Genomic DNA, 16169 nt, shown 5'->3' with positions numbered 1-16169 from the left:
GGCGGCGTTGCTGGTCATTGTTCTGGTCGTTATGTTTTATCGGGATTAAGATGACAAAAGATTTTAAAATGCGTATCCATTTCCTGGCGTTCTCCCTGGCGGTCCTTTTGCCGGCGTCGTTCGCTGCGGCCGAGGACCCGTTCCAGGAGGCCAGCGCCGTCGAGATCAATGGCGACCGGGTGGAATTCATGACCGAGCAGAACAAGGTCGTGGCCGAGGGCAACGTGTCCATCGTTAAGGGGGAGGTCACCCTGACCGCCGACCGGATCGAGTTCGACCGGGGCACCAACATCGCCACGGCCATCGGCAACGTGACGCTCCTGCGCGAAGGCGGCCGGATGACCGGCGACAAGATGAGATTTGATTACAACACTATGAAGGGCGACTTCGAGGACGCGAAGATCGTGTTCCCGCCGTTTTACGGCACAGGGCGCAAGATCTCTAAGGTCGGCGAGAACCACCTCCAGATGGAGAACGCGTCCCTGACGACCTGCGATCACGACAAGCCCCATTACCGCTTGTTATCTCGCAAGGTGGACGTCTATCCCGGGGACAAGGCCCAGGCACGCAACGTGCGCCTTCTTTTCGGCAAGACGCCGTTCCTGTTCATTCCCAAGTATACGCAGTCCCTCAAGGACGAAAAGCCGCGGTTCATGTTCACGCCCGGGTACGACAAGGACTGGGGCGCGTTTGTGCTCACGCAGTGGCGGTATTATCTGGCCGACGACGTCCGGGGGACGATCCATGTCGATTACCGCGAGCGCAAGGACCTGGCGACGGGCATCGACCTGGATTACAAGACCCAGAAATACGGAAGCGGCATCATCCGCACCTATTATATGAACGAGAGGGACCTGGTCGGCGCCAAGCATTTTTTTGAGGAGAGGACCCTCCCGACGGTCGAGAGGGAACGTTTCCGCGGCGAATGGCGCCACAAGTGGGACATCAATGAGAAGACAAACGCCATCTGGCAATATTACAAGCTGAGCGACAGCGAATTTTTGAAAGATTATTTTAAGCGCGAATATGAGGACGACGCCAACCCGCAGACCTATTTTCTCTTGACGCGTTCTCTCGAGGCCGGCACGCTGAGCTTCCGCACCGACGCCCGCGTCAACCGTTTCGAGTCCAAGGTCGAGCGGCTTCCGGAGGTGGGATACGACCTGGCCAATATCCGGGTGGGGTCGACCGGTTTTTATTTCTGGAACTCCAGCCTGTTTTCCAACCTGACCAAGAAAGACGCGAGCCCCAGCGAGATCCGCCAGGAGACGATGCGCATGCACACCGACCAGCGGCTTTCGTATCCGTTCAAACTCTCCATTTTCGAGATCACGCCTTTTGCGGGCGGGCGGGGGACGTATTACAGCAAGACGAAGGATCCGTCCCAGTATGATGTCCTGCGCGGGCAGTTCAACACCGGGGCGGACTTGAGCACCAAATTCTTCCGGATCTATGAAGCCCATACCAACCTCTGGGGGCTGGACATCAACCGCCTGCGCCATGTCTTCACTCCGTCGGCCGCTTATCTGTACGAGCATGACCCGACGATCCCCGCGTCCCAATTGGACCAATACGACGGGATCGACGCTTATACGCGGGGGCACACCATCGTGTTCGGGTTTGAGAACAAACTACAGACCAAGAGGGACAAAAAGAGCGTTGACCTAGCCCGCATCCTGGTGGAGACGGATTTCCGCCTCAAGGAGGACCCCGGCAAGGGCGGATTCAACGACATCCGGTCCAAGATCGACGTGACGCCCTACCAGTGGCTGTCGTTATACGCGGATTCGACTTACGATACGATTGAGGAACACCTGGAGACCGCCAATTTTGATCTCGCGCTCAGGGACCCGAAAGACAAATGGTACGCGATGATCGGCAAACGGTTCAACATCAATGTCGATGACCAGATCACCACGGAATTCGGATACAAGATCAACCCCAAGTGGAAACTCAAGATTTATGAGCGGGTCGACGTGAACCGGGGGACCTGGAAGGAACAGGAATACGCCATCCAGCGGGACCTGCATGACTGGACCATGGAGATCAATTTCAACGACACCCGCGGGCAGGGCTCCGAGATCTGGGTGGTGTTCACCCTGAAGGCCTTCCCGGACCTCGGATTCGATTTTGGGACGAACTTCAACCGCCGGAAGTCCGGCGCGCAGGGCACGAACTGAGCCCTCGGTCTTAACAATCAGGAAAGGATGTATATGAACATCGCAATCGTCGGTTCTGGATATGTCGGCCTGGTGACGGGGGTCTGCCTCTCGGCCATCGGCCACCGGGTGATCTGCGTCGATAATGACTCAGAGAAAATCAAGAAGCTGAAGAAGGGCCTCATCCCGATTTATGAGCCCGGCCTGCCGGAGCTTCTCCGCCAGCAGGTCAAAAAGCGGAAATTGTCGTTCTCGGTCTCGGTCGCGGAGGCCGCGAAAAAGAGCGAGGTGATCTTCATCGCTGTGGGGACCCCGTCCAAGAAAAACGGCGAGGCCGACCTGACCTATGTCGAGAACGTCGCCCGCGAGGTCGCGGTGCACATGGATTCTTACAAGCTGATCGTGGAAAAATCCACGGTGCCGGCGGAGACGGGCAAAAGGATCGAACGGACCATCCAGCTCAATCTGCCCAAGAAATTCCGGAACAAGAACAGCCTGAGTTTCGACGTGGCGTCCAACCCCGAATTCCTCCGGGAGGGATCGGCGATCCAGGATTTCATGAAGCCGGACCGGGTCGTGATCGGCGTCGAGTCGCCGCGCGCGGAACGGCTCCTGCGCGAGATCTACAAGCCGCTCAAGGCGCCGGTGGTCGTCACCAACATCAACTCCGCCGAGATGATCAAACACGCCTCCAATTCGTTTCTGGCCACAAAGATTTCTTTCATCAACTCGATCTCCCAGATCTGCGACCGCGTGGGCGCGGATGTCTTGAAGGTCGCCGAAGGCATGGGATTCGACCGCCGCATCGGCCGCAGTTTTCTGGACGCCGGTATCGGGTACGGCGGGAGCTGTTTTCCTAAGGACGTGGACGCCTTCATCCGTTTGAGCGAGAAGAACGGCTACCATTTTGGCCTTCTCAAGGAGGTCCGCAACGTCAATGAAGACCAGAAGGCCTCGTTTGTCCGGCTGATCGAGGACAAATTGTGGAACATCAAGGACAAGACGATCGGCATCCTGGGGCTGGCCTTCAAATCCAACACGGACGACATGCGCAACGCCCCGTCGCTGGACATCATCGCCGCCCTGCATCGGGAAGGCGCCCGGCTCAAGGCCTATGATCCCCAGGGCATGTCCAACGCGAAAAAAATGCTTAAGGGCGTGGCGTTCTGCGCCGATGCCTATGCCCTGGCCAAGGGGTGCGACTGCCTGTTGTTCCTGACGGAATGGGGGGAGTTTAAAACCTTGAATTTCGGGAAGATCCGCGGGACAATGCGGCAGGCCGTCATTTTTGACGGGAGAAATATGCTCAACCCGGATTCTATGCGCAAGCTCGGGTTTGAATATTACGGGATCGGGCGCGGGATTTAGTGAGCCCCAAACTTACGGAGCGTTAGCGACGTAAGTTTGCAGGGCGAACTAACCCCGGCCGCCTTGCTTCGCCCCTCTGGGGCGGTGAAGCAGCCGGGGCCAATTCTCCGTTCGGCTTGGGCGTGGCATCGTCTCGCTTGAGCGGGGCATATACTCTTGAAAGGACACCGGAATGCTGAATATCCTGAAGAAAAAAATCCAGACCAAAAAAGCCCGCGTGGCCGTGATCGGCCTGGGGTATGTCGGCTTGCCGCTGGCGGTGAATTTTGCCAAGGCCGGTTTTAAGGTTTACGGCCTTGACAAGGATGCCGACCGCGTCGAAAAAGTCAGGGCTAAGAAAAGCTACATCCTTGACATTTCTTCCAGGGAGATCGCGGCGGTCGTTGCCAACGGAAAGCTGGAGGCGACGATGGATTTTGAGGTCCTGAGGTCGGTGGACGCCATCGTGATCTGCGTCCCGACGCCGCTCAAGCGGAAATATACGCCGGATCCGTCTTTTATCGTGGATTCCGTCCGCACCATCGCCAAATATTTGAAAAAGGGGACCCTGATCGTCCTGGAAAGCACCACGTATCCGGGGACAACGGAAGAGCTCATCAAGCCGGAACTGGAAAAATCCGGAATGAAGGCGGAGCGGGATTTCTTCCTGGCGTTCTCTCCCGAACGCATCGATCCGGGCAATAAAAGTTATGACGTGACCCGCATCCCCAAGCTGGTCGGCGGATTGACCCCGGCTTCGGGGCAGGCGGCAAAACTTTTTTACGAAAAGATCATTAAGAAGGTGCATCTGGTGTCGTCGGCCAAGGCCGCGGAGATGACGAAACTGCTGGAGAACACCTTCCGCATCATCAATATCGGCTGGATCAACGAAGTGGCGGTCATGTGCCACCGGCTGGGGATCGATGTCTGGGAAGTGATCGACGCGGCCAAGACCAAGCCGTTCGGCTTTATGCCGTTCTATCCGGGGCTGGGCGTCGGGGGGCATTGCATTCCGGACGATCCGCTCTACCTCTACTGGAAGGTCAAGCAGTACGGGTTCAGCTCGAAATACATCAAGCTTTCCGCCGACACAAACGCCGACATGCCGAAATACGCCGTCGGCCGCGTCGGGGAACTCCTGAAGGCCAGGGGCAAGGCGCTGGCCGGCGCGCGAATTTTGGTGATGGGTGTCACGTATAAAAAGGACGTTAAGGACCTGCGCAAGTCGCCGTCCCTGACCCTGATAGAGATCCTGAAAAAGGAAAAATGCCGGGTGGACTATCATGACCCGGTCATTCCGTATCTCCACATCGGGACGATTTATCAGGATTCGGTGCCGCTGACCCGCGCGACCGTTTCCCGCTATGATTGCGTCTTTATCGCCACGGACCACACGGCGGTGGATTACAAACTGCTGTTGTCGTCGGCCCGGATGATTTTTGACGTTCGCAACGTGTATAAAGGCGTTATCAGCAAGAAGGTCTTTAAACTGTAAATAAACATTTTGAGGAAGGATGAGTCATGGCTGAACGCAGGAAAGTCGTTGTGATCACCGGCGGGGCCGGATTTTTAGGGAGCCATCTGTGCGACCGTTTTCTGGCGGAAGGGAACAAGGTGATCTGCGTGGACAATCTGATCACCGGTTCCGAGGACAATATCCGCCATCACCGCCGCAACAGAAATTTCAGATTCGTCCGGCATGATGTTTCAAAGCCATTCAATATCTCGGGCCCGGTGGACGCGATCCTGCATTTCGCCTCACCGGCCAGCCCGGTGGATTACCTGACCCATCCGATCCCGACGCTGAAGGTCGGGTCTTTGGGCACGCACAATACGCTGGGGTTGGCCAAGCTGAAGAAGTCCCGCTTCTTGCTGGCGTCCACGTCGGAAGTGTACGGGGACCCCCAGGTCCATCCGCAGAAAGAGACCTATTGGGGGCATGTCAACCCGATCGGCCCCCGGGGCGTTTATGACGAGGCCAAACGGTTCGCCGAGGCCATGACCATGGCCTATCACCGGTACCACGGGGTGGACATCCGGATCATCCGGATCTTCAACACCTACGGCCCGCGTATGCGGCTCAAGGACGGCCGTGTCGTGCCGAACTTTATCGACCAGGCCCTCCATGGCCAGCCGTTGACGGTTTACGGCAGCGGAAAGCAGACCCGGTCCTTTTGCTATTATTCCGACCTGGTGGAGGGGATCGCGCGCATGTTGCGCGGCCGGATCACGGGGCCGGTCAATCTCGGGAATTCCTCGGAATTCACGATCCTGGAGTTTGCCAAACTGGTGCTGAAAATTTCCGGCGCCAGGAGCAAGATCGTCTTCCGCCCGCTTCCGACCGACGACCCCAAACAGCGGCGGCCGGACAGTGCGCTGGCGCGTAAGGCCCTCAAATGGCAGCCTAAGGTCAGGCTGGAGGACGGCCTGCAGGAAACCCTGGCCTGGTTTCATGCCAAGCTGGGTTGCTGCTCTTCGTGCAAATGTTGCGAATAAAGGTTGAATCCGTCGTTGAGTTTGGTAATATGACTCCGTCATGACCACAAAGGCCCCGGAGATGCTGACCAAGGAAGACCTGGAAAATTTTGAAAAGGAAATCGCCGAGATTTTTGCGACCGGCGCCATCCGCGCCCCCGTCCATCTGCGGGCCGGGCGCGAGGACCAGCTGATCAAGATTTTCCGCGACAACAAGATCGGGCCGGAGGACTATGTCTTCGGGTACTGGGATTCCCATGAGCTGGCCCTTTTGAAGGGCGTCCCTCGGGAGACCGTGAAGCAGGCCATCCTCGATGGGAAAAGCATCTCCCTGTGTTTTCCTGAGCACAAAGTGCTTTGCTCCGGTATCGCCGGCAGCCTGATGGGCACGGCCACGGGCGTGGCCTGGGCGCTCAAGCGGCAGAACCAGAAGGGGCATGTTTACCTTTTTTGCGGGGACATGTCGGCCGAGACCGGCATCTTTCACGAGGCCGTCAAATACGCCTGCAATTTTGATCTGCCTGTGACGTTTGTTGTCTGTGACAACGACCTGAGCGTCATGACCCCCACGCGGGAAACCTGGGGGTCTCCGGAGCCGTGGTTCAAGGACACCAGATTTGAGAAGAAGATCATTTATTTCCGTTACACCAACGGTTATCCCCATTCGGGATTGGGGAAATTGATTAAATTCTAATGAGCACCCGACTTGCGGAGCCGTAATCGACGCAAGCCGGATGTGCGAATTAGTCCCAGCGGTTTGCCGAGCGTTAGCGAGGCAGCTGGGATTAAAAGGAGCGCACGAGCACAAGGACACAGGAGCACAAGGATTTTTGAGTGCGTGTGTCCGTGAGAACGTGTGTACTTGCATGAAATATTTTGACGAAATCAAACGCACCATGGAATGGGTGGCCCAGCAGCCCAAGACGCTGTTCATCGGGCAGACAGCCGCGTGCCCGGGCACATTTATGTTCCAGACCCTGAGGGACCTCCCGAAGGACCGCGCGTGGGAAATGCCGGTCAATGAAAGTTTTCAGATGCAGTTTACCCTTGGGCTGGCCCTGGCCGGTTACGTGCCCATCTCGGTTTACCCGAGACAAAATTTTTTGTTGCTGGCCGCGGCGGACATGGCCAACATGATCGACAAACTGCCGGCCGTCAGCGGCAACACAATTATGCCGAGGATCCTGATCCGCGTCGCGGTCGGGCCGGATTCCCCTGTCCATCCGGGCCATCAGCACGTCGGAAATTATGCCGAGGCCTTCCGCCGGATGTTCGGGTGGATTGAAGTCGTCGAGTTGAACGAGCCGGAGGATGTTTTCCCGGCCTACAAGCACGCGCTGGAACGCCCGGACAGCAAGGCGACGCTTCTGATTGAGCACGGGAATTATTACAGCCAGAAATGATTCTTCGGGACGAATTTCCCGGGAAATCACCCCGGGAGCCCCGGCTGGTTCTCAAACCGGCGGTACGACAGGGGGCGGCATCGCACGGGTTCTATGAAAAAATCATCGCGCATTCTCATTGTCGGCCATAACGATATCGTCGAAAAGTCCCTCGCGGCGTATTGCTGGAATCACGGCTACACGCAGATTTTTTCCTCCGCTCAGGTCAATCTCAATGTCCTTGATCTTTACCAGGTCCGGGATTTTTTCAAGGAACAGAAGCCGGATTACGTCTTTTTGTCATCGTGGCGCTCGGGCGGCATTGAGGCCAACCAGAAACTCGCGGCCGAGTTCATTTACGAGAACCTGGTTTGCCAGAACAACGTGATCCATTCGGCGTATCAGAGCGGCGTCAAGAAGCTCTTGTTCATCAGCAGTTCCTGTGTTTATCCCCAGAGGTGCCGGCAGCCGATGCGGGAAAGCAGCCTGTTCACCGGGCCGCTGGAGTCCACCAGCGAGCCTTATGCCGTGGCCAAGATCGCCGGGATGACGATGTGCCGGGCCTACCGGAAACAGTATGGGTTCAATGCGATCGTCCTGGTCCCTGCCACCATTTACGGCCCGCAGAGCGACACGGATTTGACCACGGCCCACGTGATGGGGGCGCTCATCGGCAAGTTCCATGAGGCGGTCCAGAAAAAGCAGAACCAGGTGGTGATCTGGGGTTCGGGCCGTCCCCGGAGGGAATTCCTGTACGTTGAAGATTTCGTGGAGGCGGCGGTTTTCCTGATGGAAAGCCATGACAGCGATGAGATCATCAATGTCGGCTGCGGCCATGACGTGAGCATCCGGGAACTGGCCAAGATGGTCGCGAAGGCCGTGGGGTTCCGGGGGCGGATCGTTTTTGACCGGTCCAAGCCGGACGGTGTGAAGCGCAAACTTCTCGACATCAGCCGGATGGCCAAGCTGGGCTGGTCGGTCAAAACGGACCTGAACACGGGGATCGCAAAGACCTATGAAGGTTATCAGCGCCGCGTGAGCGAAGATTATCGATTGTAACAGCGGGGACCTTGTGTGTCCCCGAAGCCAGGAAAGGGAAGGAATCCGTTATGAAGATTCTCGTGACAGGGGCAGCCGGGTATCTGGGGTCGGTCCTGGTGCCGCGGCTTTTGCAGGAGGGGCACGAGGTCGTGGCCCTGGACAACTTTATGTATAACCAGTCCTCGCTGCTGGATTGTTGTCATGATGAGAAATTGACGATCGTCCGGGGAGACACCCGGGACAGAGGGCTGATGGAAAAGTTTTTGAAAAAAACCGACGCGATTTTTCCCCTGGCCTGCCTGACCGGAGCGCCGCTTTGCGCCAGGGACCCGGTCGGCGCCCAGACGATCCTGCTGGACGCGGTGAAGATGATCATTGAATTGACAGGCAAGGGACAGGTCATTATTTTCCCGACGACCAACAGCGGTTACGGCGTGGGGGAGAAGGGGAAGTTCTGCACGGAGAAAACCCCCTTGCGCCCGATCTCGCTTTACGGCAAGCTCAAAGTGGACGCGGAGAACGCGATCCTGGCGTCCGGCCGGGGCATCACCCTCCGGCTCGCCACGGCGTTCGGTGTCAGCCCGCGGATGCGGCTGGACCTCCTGGTCAACGACTTCACGTACCGTGCGGTTTACGACCGTTTTGTCGTGCTGTTCGAGCCCCATTTCAAGCGCAATTACATCCATGTCCGCGACGTGGCCAAGGCGTTTATCCACGCCCTTAACCGTTTTGACAAGATGAAGGGTGAACCTTACAACGTGGGCCTGAGCGACGCCAACTTGAGCAAAATGGAGCTTTGCCAGGAGATCAAAAAGCACGTCCCGGAGTTTTATTTCGTCGAGTCCAAGATCGGCGAGGACCCGGACAAGCGCGATTATATCGTCAGCAACGAGAAGATCGAAAAGACCGGGTTCAAGCCGGATGTCTCGCTGTCCGCCGGGATCAAGGAATTGGTTAAAGGATATCAGGTTATTAAACGGAATCAGTATGCAAACATATAGAAGTCACAGGTCACACGTCACAAGGCACACGTTTAAGACCCCAATTTGTGACCTGTGACGTGTGACCCTGTGACGTGTGACTTAGAACTATGAAACAACTCGACATCTTATTCCTTCATCCCAACGCGGCCCATAAGATCTATCAGGATCTGAGCAAGGATTTTTCCGCCATCGAGCCGCCGATCTGGGCGGGGATGCTGGCGAACCATTGCCGCATCAAGGGATTCAGCGTGGACCTCTTGGACTGCGAAGCCCTGCATCTCGAAGATGACCAGGCCGCGTCCATGATCAAGGAGCGCAACCCGCGCGTGGTCTGCTTTGTCGTTTACGGCCAGCAGCCGTCGGCCAGTTCCCAGAATATGGAGGGCGCGGTTCCCCTTGCGGAAGCGGTCAAGCGGCTCAATCCCGAAATCAAGATTTTGTTTGTCGGAGGCCACATCGCCGCCCTGCCGCGCGAGGTTCTGGAGCGCCATGCCTGCGTGGATTTTGTCTGTCAGAACGAGGGCGTTTACACGATCTCCACCCTTTTGCAGACGGACCTGGCGAGCCGCCTGGACAAGGTCCTGGGCCTGGGATACCGTCAGGACGGCGGGGTCATCCTCAATCCCCCGTCGCCGATCGTGGCCAAGCCGGATCTGCCGAGCGACCTGCCGGGCGTGGCGTGGGATCTTTTGCCGATGAAGAATTACCGCACGGCCCTCTGGCACGCCCTTCCCAACAACAGCCAGCGGCAGCCGTTCGCCGCGCTTTATACCAGTCTGGGCTGCCCGATGAAGTGTTCGTTCTGCATGATCAACATCATCAACCGCCAGGACAACGAATACTCCGACGGCAGCGCGGTCTTCCGGTACTGGGACCCCGAATTCATCATCCGCGATTTCGACACCTTCGCCGAGATGGGGATCACCAACATCAAGATCGCCGACGAACTTTTTGTCCTCAACGCCAACCATTTCATGAAGCTTTGCGAGCTCATCATCCAGCGCGGACATAAATTCAACATCTGGTGCTATTCCCGGGTGGACACGGTCAAAGAGCCCTACCTGGAGACCCTGAAAAAGGCCGGGGTGAATTACCTCGCCCTCGGCATCGAGAGCGGCAACACCCGGGTCCGCAAAGACGTGACCAAGGGCCGTTTTGAGGACGTGGACATCCGCGGCATCGTCAAAAAGATCCGCGACCACGGGATCAACGTCGCGGCCAATTACATCTTCGGCCTTCCGGAAGACGATTATGACAGCATGCAGCAGACCCTGGACCTGTCCCTGGAGCTCTGCACCGAGATGGCGAATTTCTATTCGGCCATGGCCTATCCGGGGAGCCCCTTGCACGGCATCGCCATAAAGGAAGGATGGAAACTGCCCGAGACCTACGCCGGATTTTCCCAGCATTCCTATCACACCCAGCCGCTGCCGACGAAGCGCCTGTCGGCCAGTCAGGTCCTGGGTTTCCGCGACAAGGCGTGGCTGGCGTATCACACCAACCCGAAATTCCTCGACCTTCTCAAGCGCAAGTTCGGGCAGGTCGCGGCGGACGAGACCCTTCGATCCACGCAGATCAAACTCAAACGGAAACTTTTAGAGGAGCAACCGGTCCCATGATCATCAGCCGAACCCCGTTTCGCGTGTCGTTTTTCGGAGGAGGGACAGATTATCCCGGATGGTTTGAAAAACACCCGGGCGCGGTCCTCGCCACCACCATCGACAAATATTGCTACATCACCTGCCGTTATCTGCCGCCGTTTTTCGACCACAAGTCGCGCATCATCTATTCCAAAATGGAGCATGTGCAAAAGGTCAATGAGATCGACCACCCGGCCGTGCGCGAGGTCATCCGGTTCCTCGGCATCAAGCAGGGGCTGGAGATCCATCACGACGGCGATCTCCCCGCGCGCACGGGGCTGGGGTCGAGTTCGTCGTTTACCGTCGGGCTGTTGAACAGCCTTTACGCCCTCAAGGGCATCATGACCACCAAAGAACAGCTGGCGAACGAGGCGATCCACATCGAGCAGAAAATGTGCAAGGAGAATGTCGGCTGCCAGGATCAGACCCTGGCCGCTTACGGCGGGTTCAATTTTATCGAGTTCGGCGGCCGCACCCATCTGCAGGTCCGCAAGGTGACGTTCAGCCAGGACAAGAGCCGGGACCTGGAGCGGCACCTGATGATGTTCTTTTCAGGTTTTTCACGAACGGCGTCCGAGGTGGCCGCGGAACAGATCAGGAATATCCCGAAAAAACAAAATGAGCTCAAGGCCATGCACCAGATGGCCCTGGAAGCGGTCAATATCCTCAACGGCAACGATGTGACCCGTTTCGGCAAGCTCCTGCACGAGAGCTGGCAGCTGAAAAGGTCGCTGTCCACCAAGATCTCCAACCCGCACATCGACCAGATCTATGAAACCGCGCGGCGGGCCGGGGCCATCGGCGGCAAACTCCTGGGCGCCGGGGGCGGCGGCTTTGTCCTCGTCTTTGCCCCGCCGGAAAAGCAGAAAGCCATCCGTCAGAAATTGCGCAATCTTTTGATGATCCCGTTCAAGTTCGAGAACCTCGGCAGCCAGATCATCTTCTACCAGCCGAACAGCGGGAAAGTTTAATGAGCGCACAACTTGCGGAACGCAGTGAACGCAAGTTGTTGCGCGAATTAACCCCGGCGTTTTGCTTTGCCGAAATCGCGGAGCGATTTTCGGCGGTTAAAGCAGCCGGGGCTCATGAGCCTTACGACAGTGACCGACCTTAAATCCATCGACGTCCTGATCCTCTGCGGCGGGCTCGGCAAGCGGCTTAGATCCGTGACCGGCGAAAGCCCCAAGGCCATGGCCGCGATCAAAGAAGAGCCGTTCTTAAATATCCTTTTAAAATATTTGCGGGATCAGGGTTTTCGCCGTGTGATTTTGTGCACCGGCTTTAAGGCCGACGTGATCGAGGAATATTACCGCACGCAAGATCTTGGGCTTGAAATTGTATTTTCCCGGGAAGAGGCGCCCTTGGGCACGGGGGGCGCGGTCAAGAACGCCCGGCGGTTCGTCAAGAGCGATCCGTTCCTCATCGTGAACGGCGACTGTTTCTGCCCGCTGGATTACAAAGTTTTTGTGAAATTTCATCGGGATGAAAAGGCCCTGGGATCGGTGGTGGTGGCGGAAACGGAAAACCGCGGGGATTTCGGTTCCGTCCTGCTGGACCGTTCAAAGCGCGTGGCCGGGTTTCTGGAGAAGACGCGAGAGGACCTTTCCGGACTTGCCGCGAAATTCAAAACGGGATATGTGAACGCCGGGGTCTACTGTTTTGACAAAGTGATCTTCGACCGGATGCCACGCAAGAACGTTTTTTCTCTGGAGTATGATCTTTTCCCCGGCCTGATCGGGTGGAATTTCTTGGGATACATCATGGAGGACCGCTTCCTGGACATCGGGACCCCCGAACGTTACCAGGAGGCGCAGAAGCTTTTAGCCAAGAGGAAGGCCGCATGAACCAGAAGCCTTTGAGTGTCGAAGCCAAGACGAAATACAAAGTCCCGTTCGGGACGGTGTCCATCACCGAGGAGGCCCGCAAGCTGATCGACCAGGCCATTACGACCAAGCTGGTGACGCGGGGCAAATACGTTGAGGAATTTGAGCGCCAGTTCGCCAAATTGTTCGGCGTCAAAGAGGCCGTGGCCGTGAGCAGCGGCACCGACGCCGACGCCCTGTCGCTGGCCGTCCTGTATGATTACGGCGCCCGGCGGGGGGACGAGATCATTGTCCCGGCCCTGTCCTTCATCGCCACCGGAAACGCGGTCTTCCAGGCCGGGTTCAAACCGGTTTTTGTGGACGTCAAGCGCGAGACATTGAACATCGATGTGGATAAGATCGAGCAGGTGATCACAGAAAAGACACGCGGCATCATGCCGGTGCACCTGATGGGAAAGCCGGCGGAGATGGACCGGATCATGGCGATCGCCAAGACGCACAAGCTGTACGTCATTGAGGACGCGGCCGAGGCCCACGGCGCCGAATATAAGGGCCGGCTGGTCGGGAGCATCGGCCACCTGGCCGCTTTCAGTCTCTACGCCGCGCACATCGTCACCACGATCGAGGGCGGCATGGTGATTACCAACGACAGCCGCATGGCGGACATTGTCCGGTCTTTGCGCAACCACGGGATCGTGAATAAATTCGAGTTTCGCCGGATCGGCTTCTCCGCCAAGATGAACGAGATCGAAGCCGCCGTGGGGCTGGGGAACATCAGGATTTTCTCGGAGATACTGGAGCGCCGCCGCCGGAATTTATTGTACCTTATCGAAAAATTCAGGAAATTCGAACGTTTTTTCATCACGATCCGGGAGGACGCCGGGGAGAAAATCGGCCCGCACGCGTTTTCGGTCATTCTTCGGGAGAACGCCGGTTTCACCAAGGACGAGATCGTGAATTTTCTGGACGCCAAGGGCGTGGATTCCCGCAATCTGTTTTATTCCATGCCGACGCAATGCCCGAGTTACGCATTTCTGGGGCACAAGCTCGGAGATTTTCCGGAGGCGGAATACTGCGGGGACCACGGGTTCCACATCGGCATCCACCAGGACATCGAGATCCCGCAGCTGGACTGGGTCGTCGAATCTGTGGCGGAATTCCTGAAATCCAAGCGTCTTTAAAATGGCTTCATAACCATTTGTTTTGCTGTTCATGAGAGGGGGCTGTGTCCCGGCGAGTTTCCTGCCTGCAGGCGCAGCCCGAAGCTTTCATCATGCCGGACGCAGGAAAAGAAGGTTATGAAATTGTCCCTGAAACCGCGAAGGGATCTGAATCTCCATGCGCGTCGCCATCAACTGCCGTTCCTTCCTCACCACGCATTACGCCGGTATCGGGCGCTATGCCTATAACCTCGTCAAGACGCTGAGCGAAATCGACCAGGCCAACGAATACTGGCTCTACGTGCGCAAGAGCTATTTCGACTTCAAGCGCCGGGCCCCGCGGATCAACGCCAAGAATTTTTCCGTCAAGATCGACTGGCTCAACCACGGCCTCGACCAGACCCTGAAGACGGCCGACCTTTACCATTCCCCCAGCCCGGATTTTTTCCATATCCATGATGCCAAGGTCATCGTGACCGTCCACGACCTTGTTTACAAGGCGCATCCCCAGGGACACACCCCGCAGACCATTGAGACGACCGACAAACAGCTGCACCAGATCGTGGAGCGGGCCGACAAGATCATCTGCTGTTCGCAGAACACGATCAACGACCTGTGCCGGTATTTCCCGGTGGACCTGTCCAGGGTCGCGCTGGTGTATCAGGGCGTGGACAAGAAAATATTCTATCCGGTCGGCGACCATGAACGGCGGAAGGCCGAGGGGTATATCCGGCGCAAGGGGATCACGGGCCCGTTCGTCCTGTTCGTCGGCACGATCGAGCCGCGCAAGAACCTCCAGAACCTCCTGCGCGCCTTCGCCCAGCTCAAACAGAAGCACAAATACCCCGGCAAGCTCGTGGTCATCGGGATGAAAGGCTGGATGCAGGAGATCATCAGCGACGTCCTCAAGCAGTTGAACCTGCGCAACCAGGTGATTTTTTTGGGGTATGTTTCCGATGAGGCCCTGCGCTATTTTTACAATCTCTCCGATGTTTTTGTGTTCCCGTCCTTTTATGAAGGGTTCGGTTTTCCCATTGTGGAGGCGTTTTGCTGCGGGGCGGCGGTCGTGACCTCCAACGTGTCCTCCTGCCCCGAGATCGCCAAGGACGCCGCGTTGACGGTGAACCCCGAATTCCCGGTCGAGATCGCCGAAGCGATCCATCAGGTCCTCCAGGACGACAAATTGAGAAAGTCGCTTAAAGACAAAGGCCTGCATCGCGCGCAGGATTTTTCTTTTCTGAAAACCGCCCAGGAAACCCTGGGGGTTTATGAAGAGGTTTACAAAACGCTATGAAGGTGAGCGGCTTCACCATCGTCCGCAACGCCGTCAAGTATAACTACCCCGCCCTGGAATCCATCCGTTCCATCCTCCCGGTCTGCGACGAGTTCATCGTCAACGTCGGGGAATCCGAAGACGACACGCTGGGGCTGATCCGGTCCCTGCGCGACCCCAAGGTCCGCGTCATCCAGACGAAATGGGATTTCTCCGAGGGGAAAACTGTCCTCTCCCGGCAGACCAACATCGCCCTCAAGGAATGCGCCGGAGACTGGGCGTTTTATCTGCAGTCCGATGAGGTCATCCATGAGGACGACCTGCCGCGGCTCCACCGTGTCATGGAAAAGCATCTCACGGATGAACAAACGGACGCCCTGCGTTTTTCCTGGCTGCATTTTTACGGGAGTTACTACCGTTACCGGGTCGACCACGGCTGGTATCAGAAGCAGGACCGTATCGTCCGCAACAACGGCCGGATCGAATCCATCGGCGACGCCTGGGGGTTCGGCCGCAAGGACGGGCAGGACCTGCGCCGCCGCAATACCGGGTGCCTGCTGTATCATTACGGCTGGGTCCATTCCGGAGACGTCATGACCCGGCGCCGCGTGAACGCCGAGCAGATCGGGTTCACGTCCCTGAAAGCCGAGGAGCGCGAAGGGGAGTATTCCTACGGCGATCTGAACCGCTTCCCGCCGTATTTCGGCTCTCACCCCGCCGTGATGAAAGCCCGCGTCGCCGTCCACGCTTTAAGCCGGGAAGACTATGCCGGCATCTGCCGGCGCTACTGGTGGCATCCCGGTCACATCCTTAATCTCCGCATGAAGACTTGGAAGAGGGAGAAGGGAAAAATAGAATAGCCTCCTCAAGTTGCATGTTAGATTGA

The 16169-nt window shown here is 57.3% G+C and carries 14 protein-coding genes; all 14 read left to right on the top strand.

The window, feature by feature from the left end; translation table 11 throughout:
* Positions 1-68: 68 nt before the first annotated feature.
* The 14 genes from lptD to Q8Q08_05635 all read left to right on the top strand — a co-directional run bounded on the left by lptD (position 69) and on the right by Q8Q08_05635 (position 16143).
* Complete coding sequence (lptD, locus tag Q8Q08_05700; protein ID MDP2653511.1) at positions 69-2180, top strand: LPS assembly protein LptD; 2112 nt, start codon at positions 69-71, stop codon at positions 2178-2180.
* Positions 2181-2213: 33 nt separating this feature from the next.
* A complete protein-coding gene (locus Q8Q08_05695) occupies positions 2214-3527 on the top strand; it encodes a UDP-glucose/GDP-mannose dehydrogenase family protein (protein MDP2653510.1) in 1314 nt (437 codons plus the stop codon).
* Positions 3528-3699: 172 nt separating this feature from the next.
* Entirely contained in the window at positions 3700-5001 is a 1302-nt protein-coding gene (locus tag Q8Q08_05690; GenBank protein ID MDP2653509.1) for a nucleotide sugar dehydrogenase, read from the top strand.
* A 26-nt stretch (positions 5002-5027) separates the two neighbouring features.
* Positions 5028-6002, top strand: coding sequence for an SDR family oxidoreductase (locus Q8Q08_05685; GenBank protein ID MDP2653508.1), 975 nt, complete (start codon positions 5028-5030; stop codon positions 6000-6002).
* A gap of 40 nt (positions 6003-6042) precedes the next feature.
* Complete coding sequence (locus tag Q8Q08_05680) at positions 6043-6675, top strand: thiamine pyrophosphate-dependent enzyme (protein MDP2653507.1); 633 nt, start codon at positions 6043-6045, stop codon at positions 6673-6675.
* 172 nt (positions 6676-6847) lie between these two features.
* Positions 6848-7384: a hypothetical protein gene (locus tag Q8Q08_05675; protein ID MDP2653506.1), complete on the top strand. Its 537-nt coding sequence runs from the start codon at positions 6848-6850 to the stop codon at positions 7382-7384.
* A 93-nt stretch (positions 7385-7477) separates the two neighbouring features.
* Positions 7478-8422 carry a GDP-L-fucose synthase gene (locus Q8Q08_05670; protein MDP2653505.1) on the top strand — a complete coding sequence of 315 codons (945 nt, stop codon included), beginning with the start codon at positions 7478-7480 and terminating at the stop codon, positions 8420-8422.
* A 50-nt stretch (positions 8423-8472) separates the two neighbouring features.
* Positions 8473-9405: an NAD(P)-dependent oxidoreductase gene (locus Q8Q08_05665; GenBank protein ID MDP2653504.1), complete on the top strand. Its 933-nt coding sequence runs from the start codon at positions 8473-8475 to the stop codon at positions 9403-9405.
* 89 nt (positions 9406-9494) lie between these two features.
* Positions 9495-11006: a cobalamin-dependent protein gene (locus tag Q8Q08_05660; protein MDP2653503.1), complete on the top strand. Its 1512-nt coding sequence runs from the start codon at positions 9495-9497 to the stop codon at positions 11004-11006.
* Entirely contained in the window at positions 11003-11998 is a 996-nt protein-coding gene (locus tag Q8Q08_05655; protein MDP2653502.1) for a kinase, read from the top strand. Before Q8Q08_05660 ends, Q8Q08_05655 begins: the two co-directional genes overlap by 4 nt.
* Before the next feature lie 114 nt (positions 11999-12112).
* Positions 12113-12871: a nucleotidyltransferase family protein gene (locus Q8Q08_05650; protein ID MDP2653501.1), complete on the top strand. Its 759-nt coding sequence runs from the start codon at positions 12113-12115 to the stop codon at positions 12869-12871.
* A complete protein-coding gene (locus tag Q8Q08_05645; GenBank protein ID MDP2653500.1) occupies positions 12868-14031 on the top strand; it encodes a DegT/DnrJ/EryC1/StrS family aminotransferase in 1164 nt (387 codons plus the stop codon). Before Q8Q08_05650 ends, Q8Q08_05645 begins: the two co-directional genes overlap by 4 nt.
* Positions 14032-14188: 157 nt before the next feature.
* Entirely contained in the window at positions 14189-15304 is a 1116-nt protein-coding gene (locus tag Q8Q08_05640) for a glycosyltransferase family 1 protein (GenBank protein ID MDP2653499.1), read from the top strand.
* Positions 15301-16143: a glycosyltransferase gene (locus Q8Q08_05635; protein ID MDP2653498.1), complete on the top strand. Its 843-nt coding sequence runs from the start codon at positions 15301-15303 to the stop codon at positions 16141-16143. The genes Q8Q08_05640 and Q8Q08_05635 overlap by 4 nt, the downstream gene beginning before the upstream one ends.
* Positions 16144-16169: the final 26 nt, after the last annotated feature.

The organism is Candidatus Omnitrophota bacterium (assembly GCA_030688425.1).
Lineage (GTDB): Bacteria > Omnitrophota > Gorgyraeia > Zapsychrales > JANLHA01 > JAUYIB01.
The sequence above is the reverse complement of the archived record's forward strand: the minus strand, read 5'-3'. Positions and strand labels throughout refer to the sequence as shown.

Bases quoted from the DNA above. Each gene is read 5' to 3' on its own strand.
- lptD (MDP2653511.1), top strand. From the start codon at position 69: ATGCGTATCCATTTCCTGGCGTTCTCCCTGGCGGTCCTTTTGCCGGCG.
- Q8Q08_05695 (MDP2653510.1), top strand. From the start codon at position 2,214: ATGAACATCGCAATCGTCGGTTCTGGATATGTCGGCCTGGTGACGGGG.
- Q8Q08_05690 (MDP2653509.1), top strand. From the start codon at position 3,700: ATGCTGAATATCCTGAAGAAAAAAATCCAGACCAAAAAAGCCCGCGTG.
- Q8Q08_05685 (MDP2653508.1), top strand. From the start codon at position 5,028: ATGGCTGAACGCAGGAAAGTCGTTGTGATCACCGGCGGGGCCGGATTT.
- Q8Q08_05680 (MDP2653507.1), top strand. From the start codon at position 6,043: ATGACCACAAAGGCCCCGGAGATGCTGACCAAGGAAGACCTGGAAAAT.
- Q8Q08_05675 (MDP2653506.1), top strand. From the start codon at position 6,848: ATGAAATATTTTGACGAAATCAAACGCACCATGGAATGGGTGGCCCAG.
- Q8Q08_05670 (MDP2653505.1), top strand. From the start codon at position 7,478: ATGAAAAAATCATCGCGCATTCTCATTGTCGGCCATAACGATATCGTC.
- Q8Q08_05665 (MDP2653504.1), top strand. From the start codon at position 8,473: ATGAAGATTCTCGTGACAGGGGCAGCCGGGTATCTGGGGTCGGTCCTG.
- Q8Q08_05660 (MDP2653503.1), top strand. From the start codon at position 9,495: ATGAAACAACTCGACATCTTATTCCTTCATCCCAACGCGGCCCATAAG.
- Q8Q08_05655 (MDP2653502.1), top strand. From the start codon at position 11,003: ATGATCATCAGCCGAACCCCGTTTCGCGTGTCGTTTTTCGGAGGAGGG.
- Q8Q08_05650 (MDP2653501.1), top strand. From the start codon at position 12,113: ATGAGCCTTACGACAGTGACCGACCTTAAATCCATCGACGTCCTGATC.
- Q8Q08_05645 (MDP2653500.1), top strand. From the start codon at position 12,868: ATGAACCAGAAGCCTTTGAGTGTCGAAGCCAAGACGAAATACAAAGTC.
- Q8Q08_05640 (MDP2653499.1), top strand. From the start codon at position 14,189: ATGCGCGTCGCCATCAACTGCCGTTCCTTCCTCACCACGCATTACGCC.
- Q8Q08_05635 (MDP2653498.1), top strand. From the start codon at position 15,301: ATGAAGGTGAGCGGCTTCACCATCGTCCGCAACGCCGTCAAGTATAAC.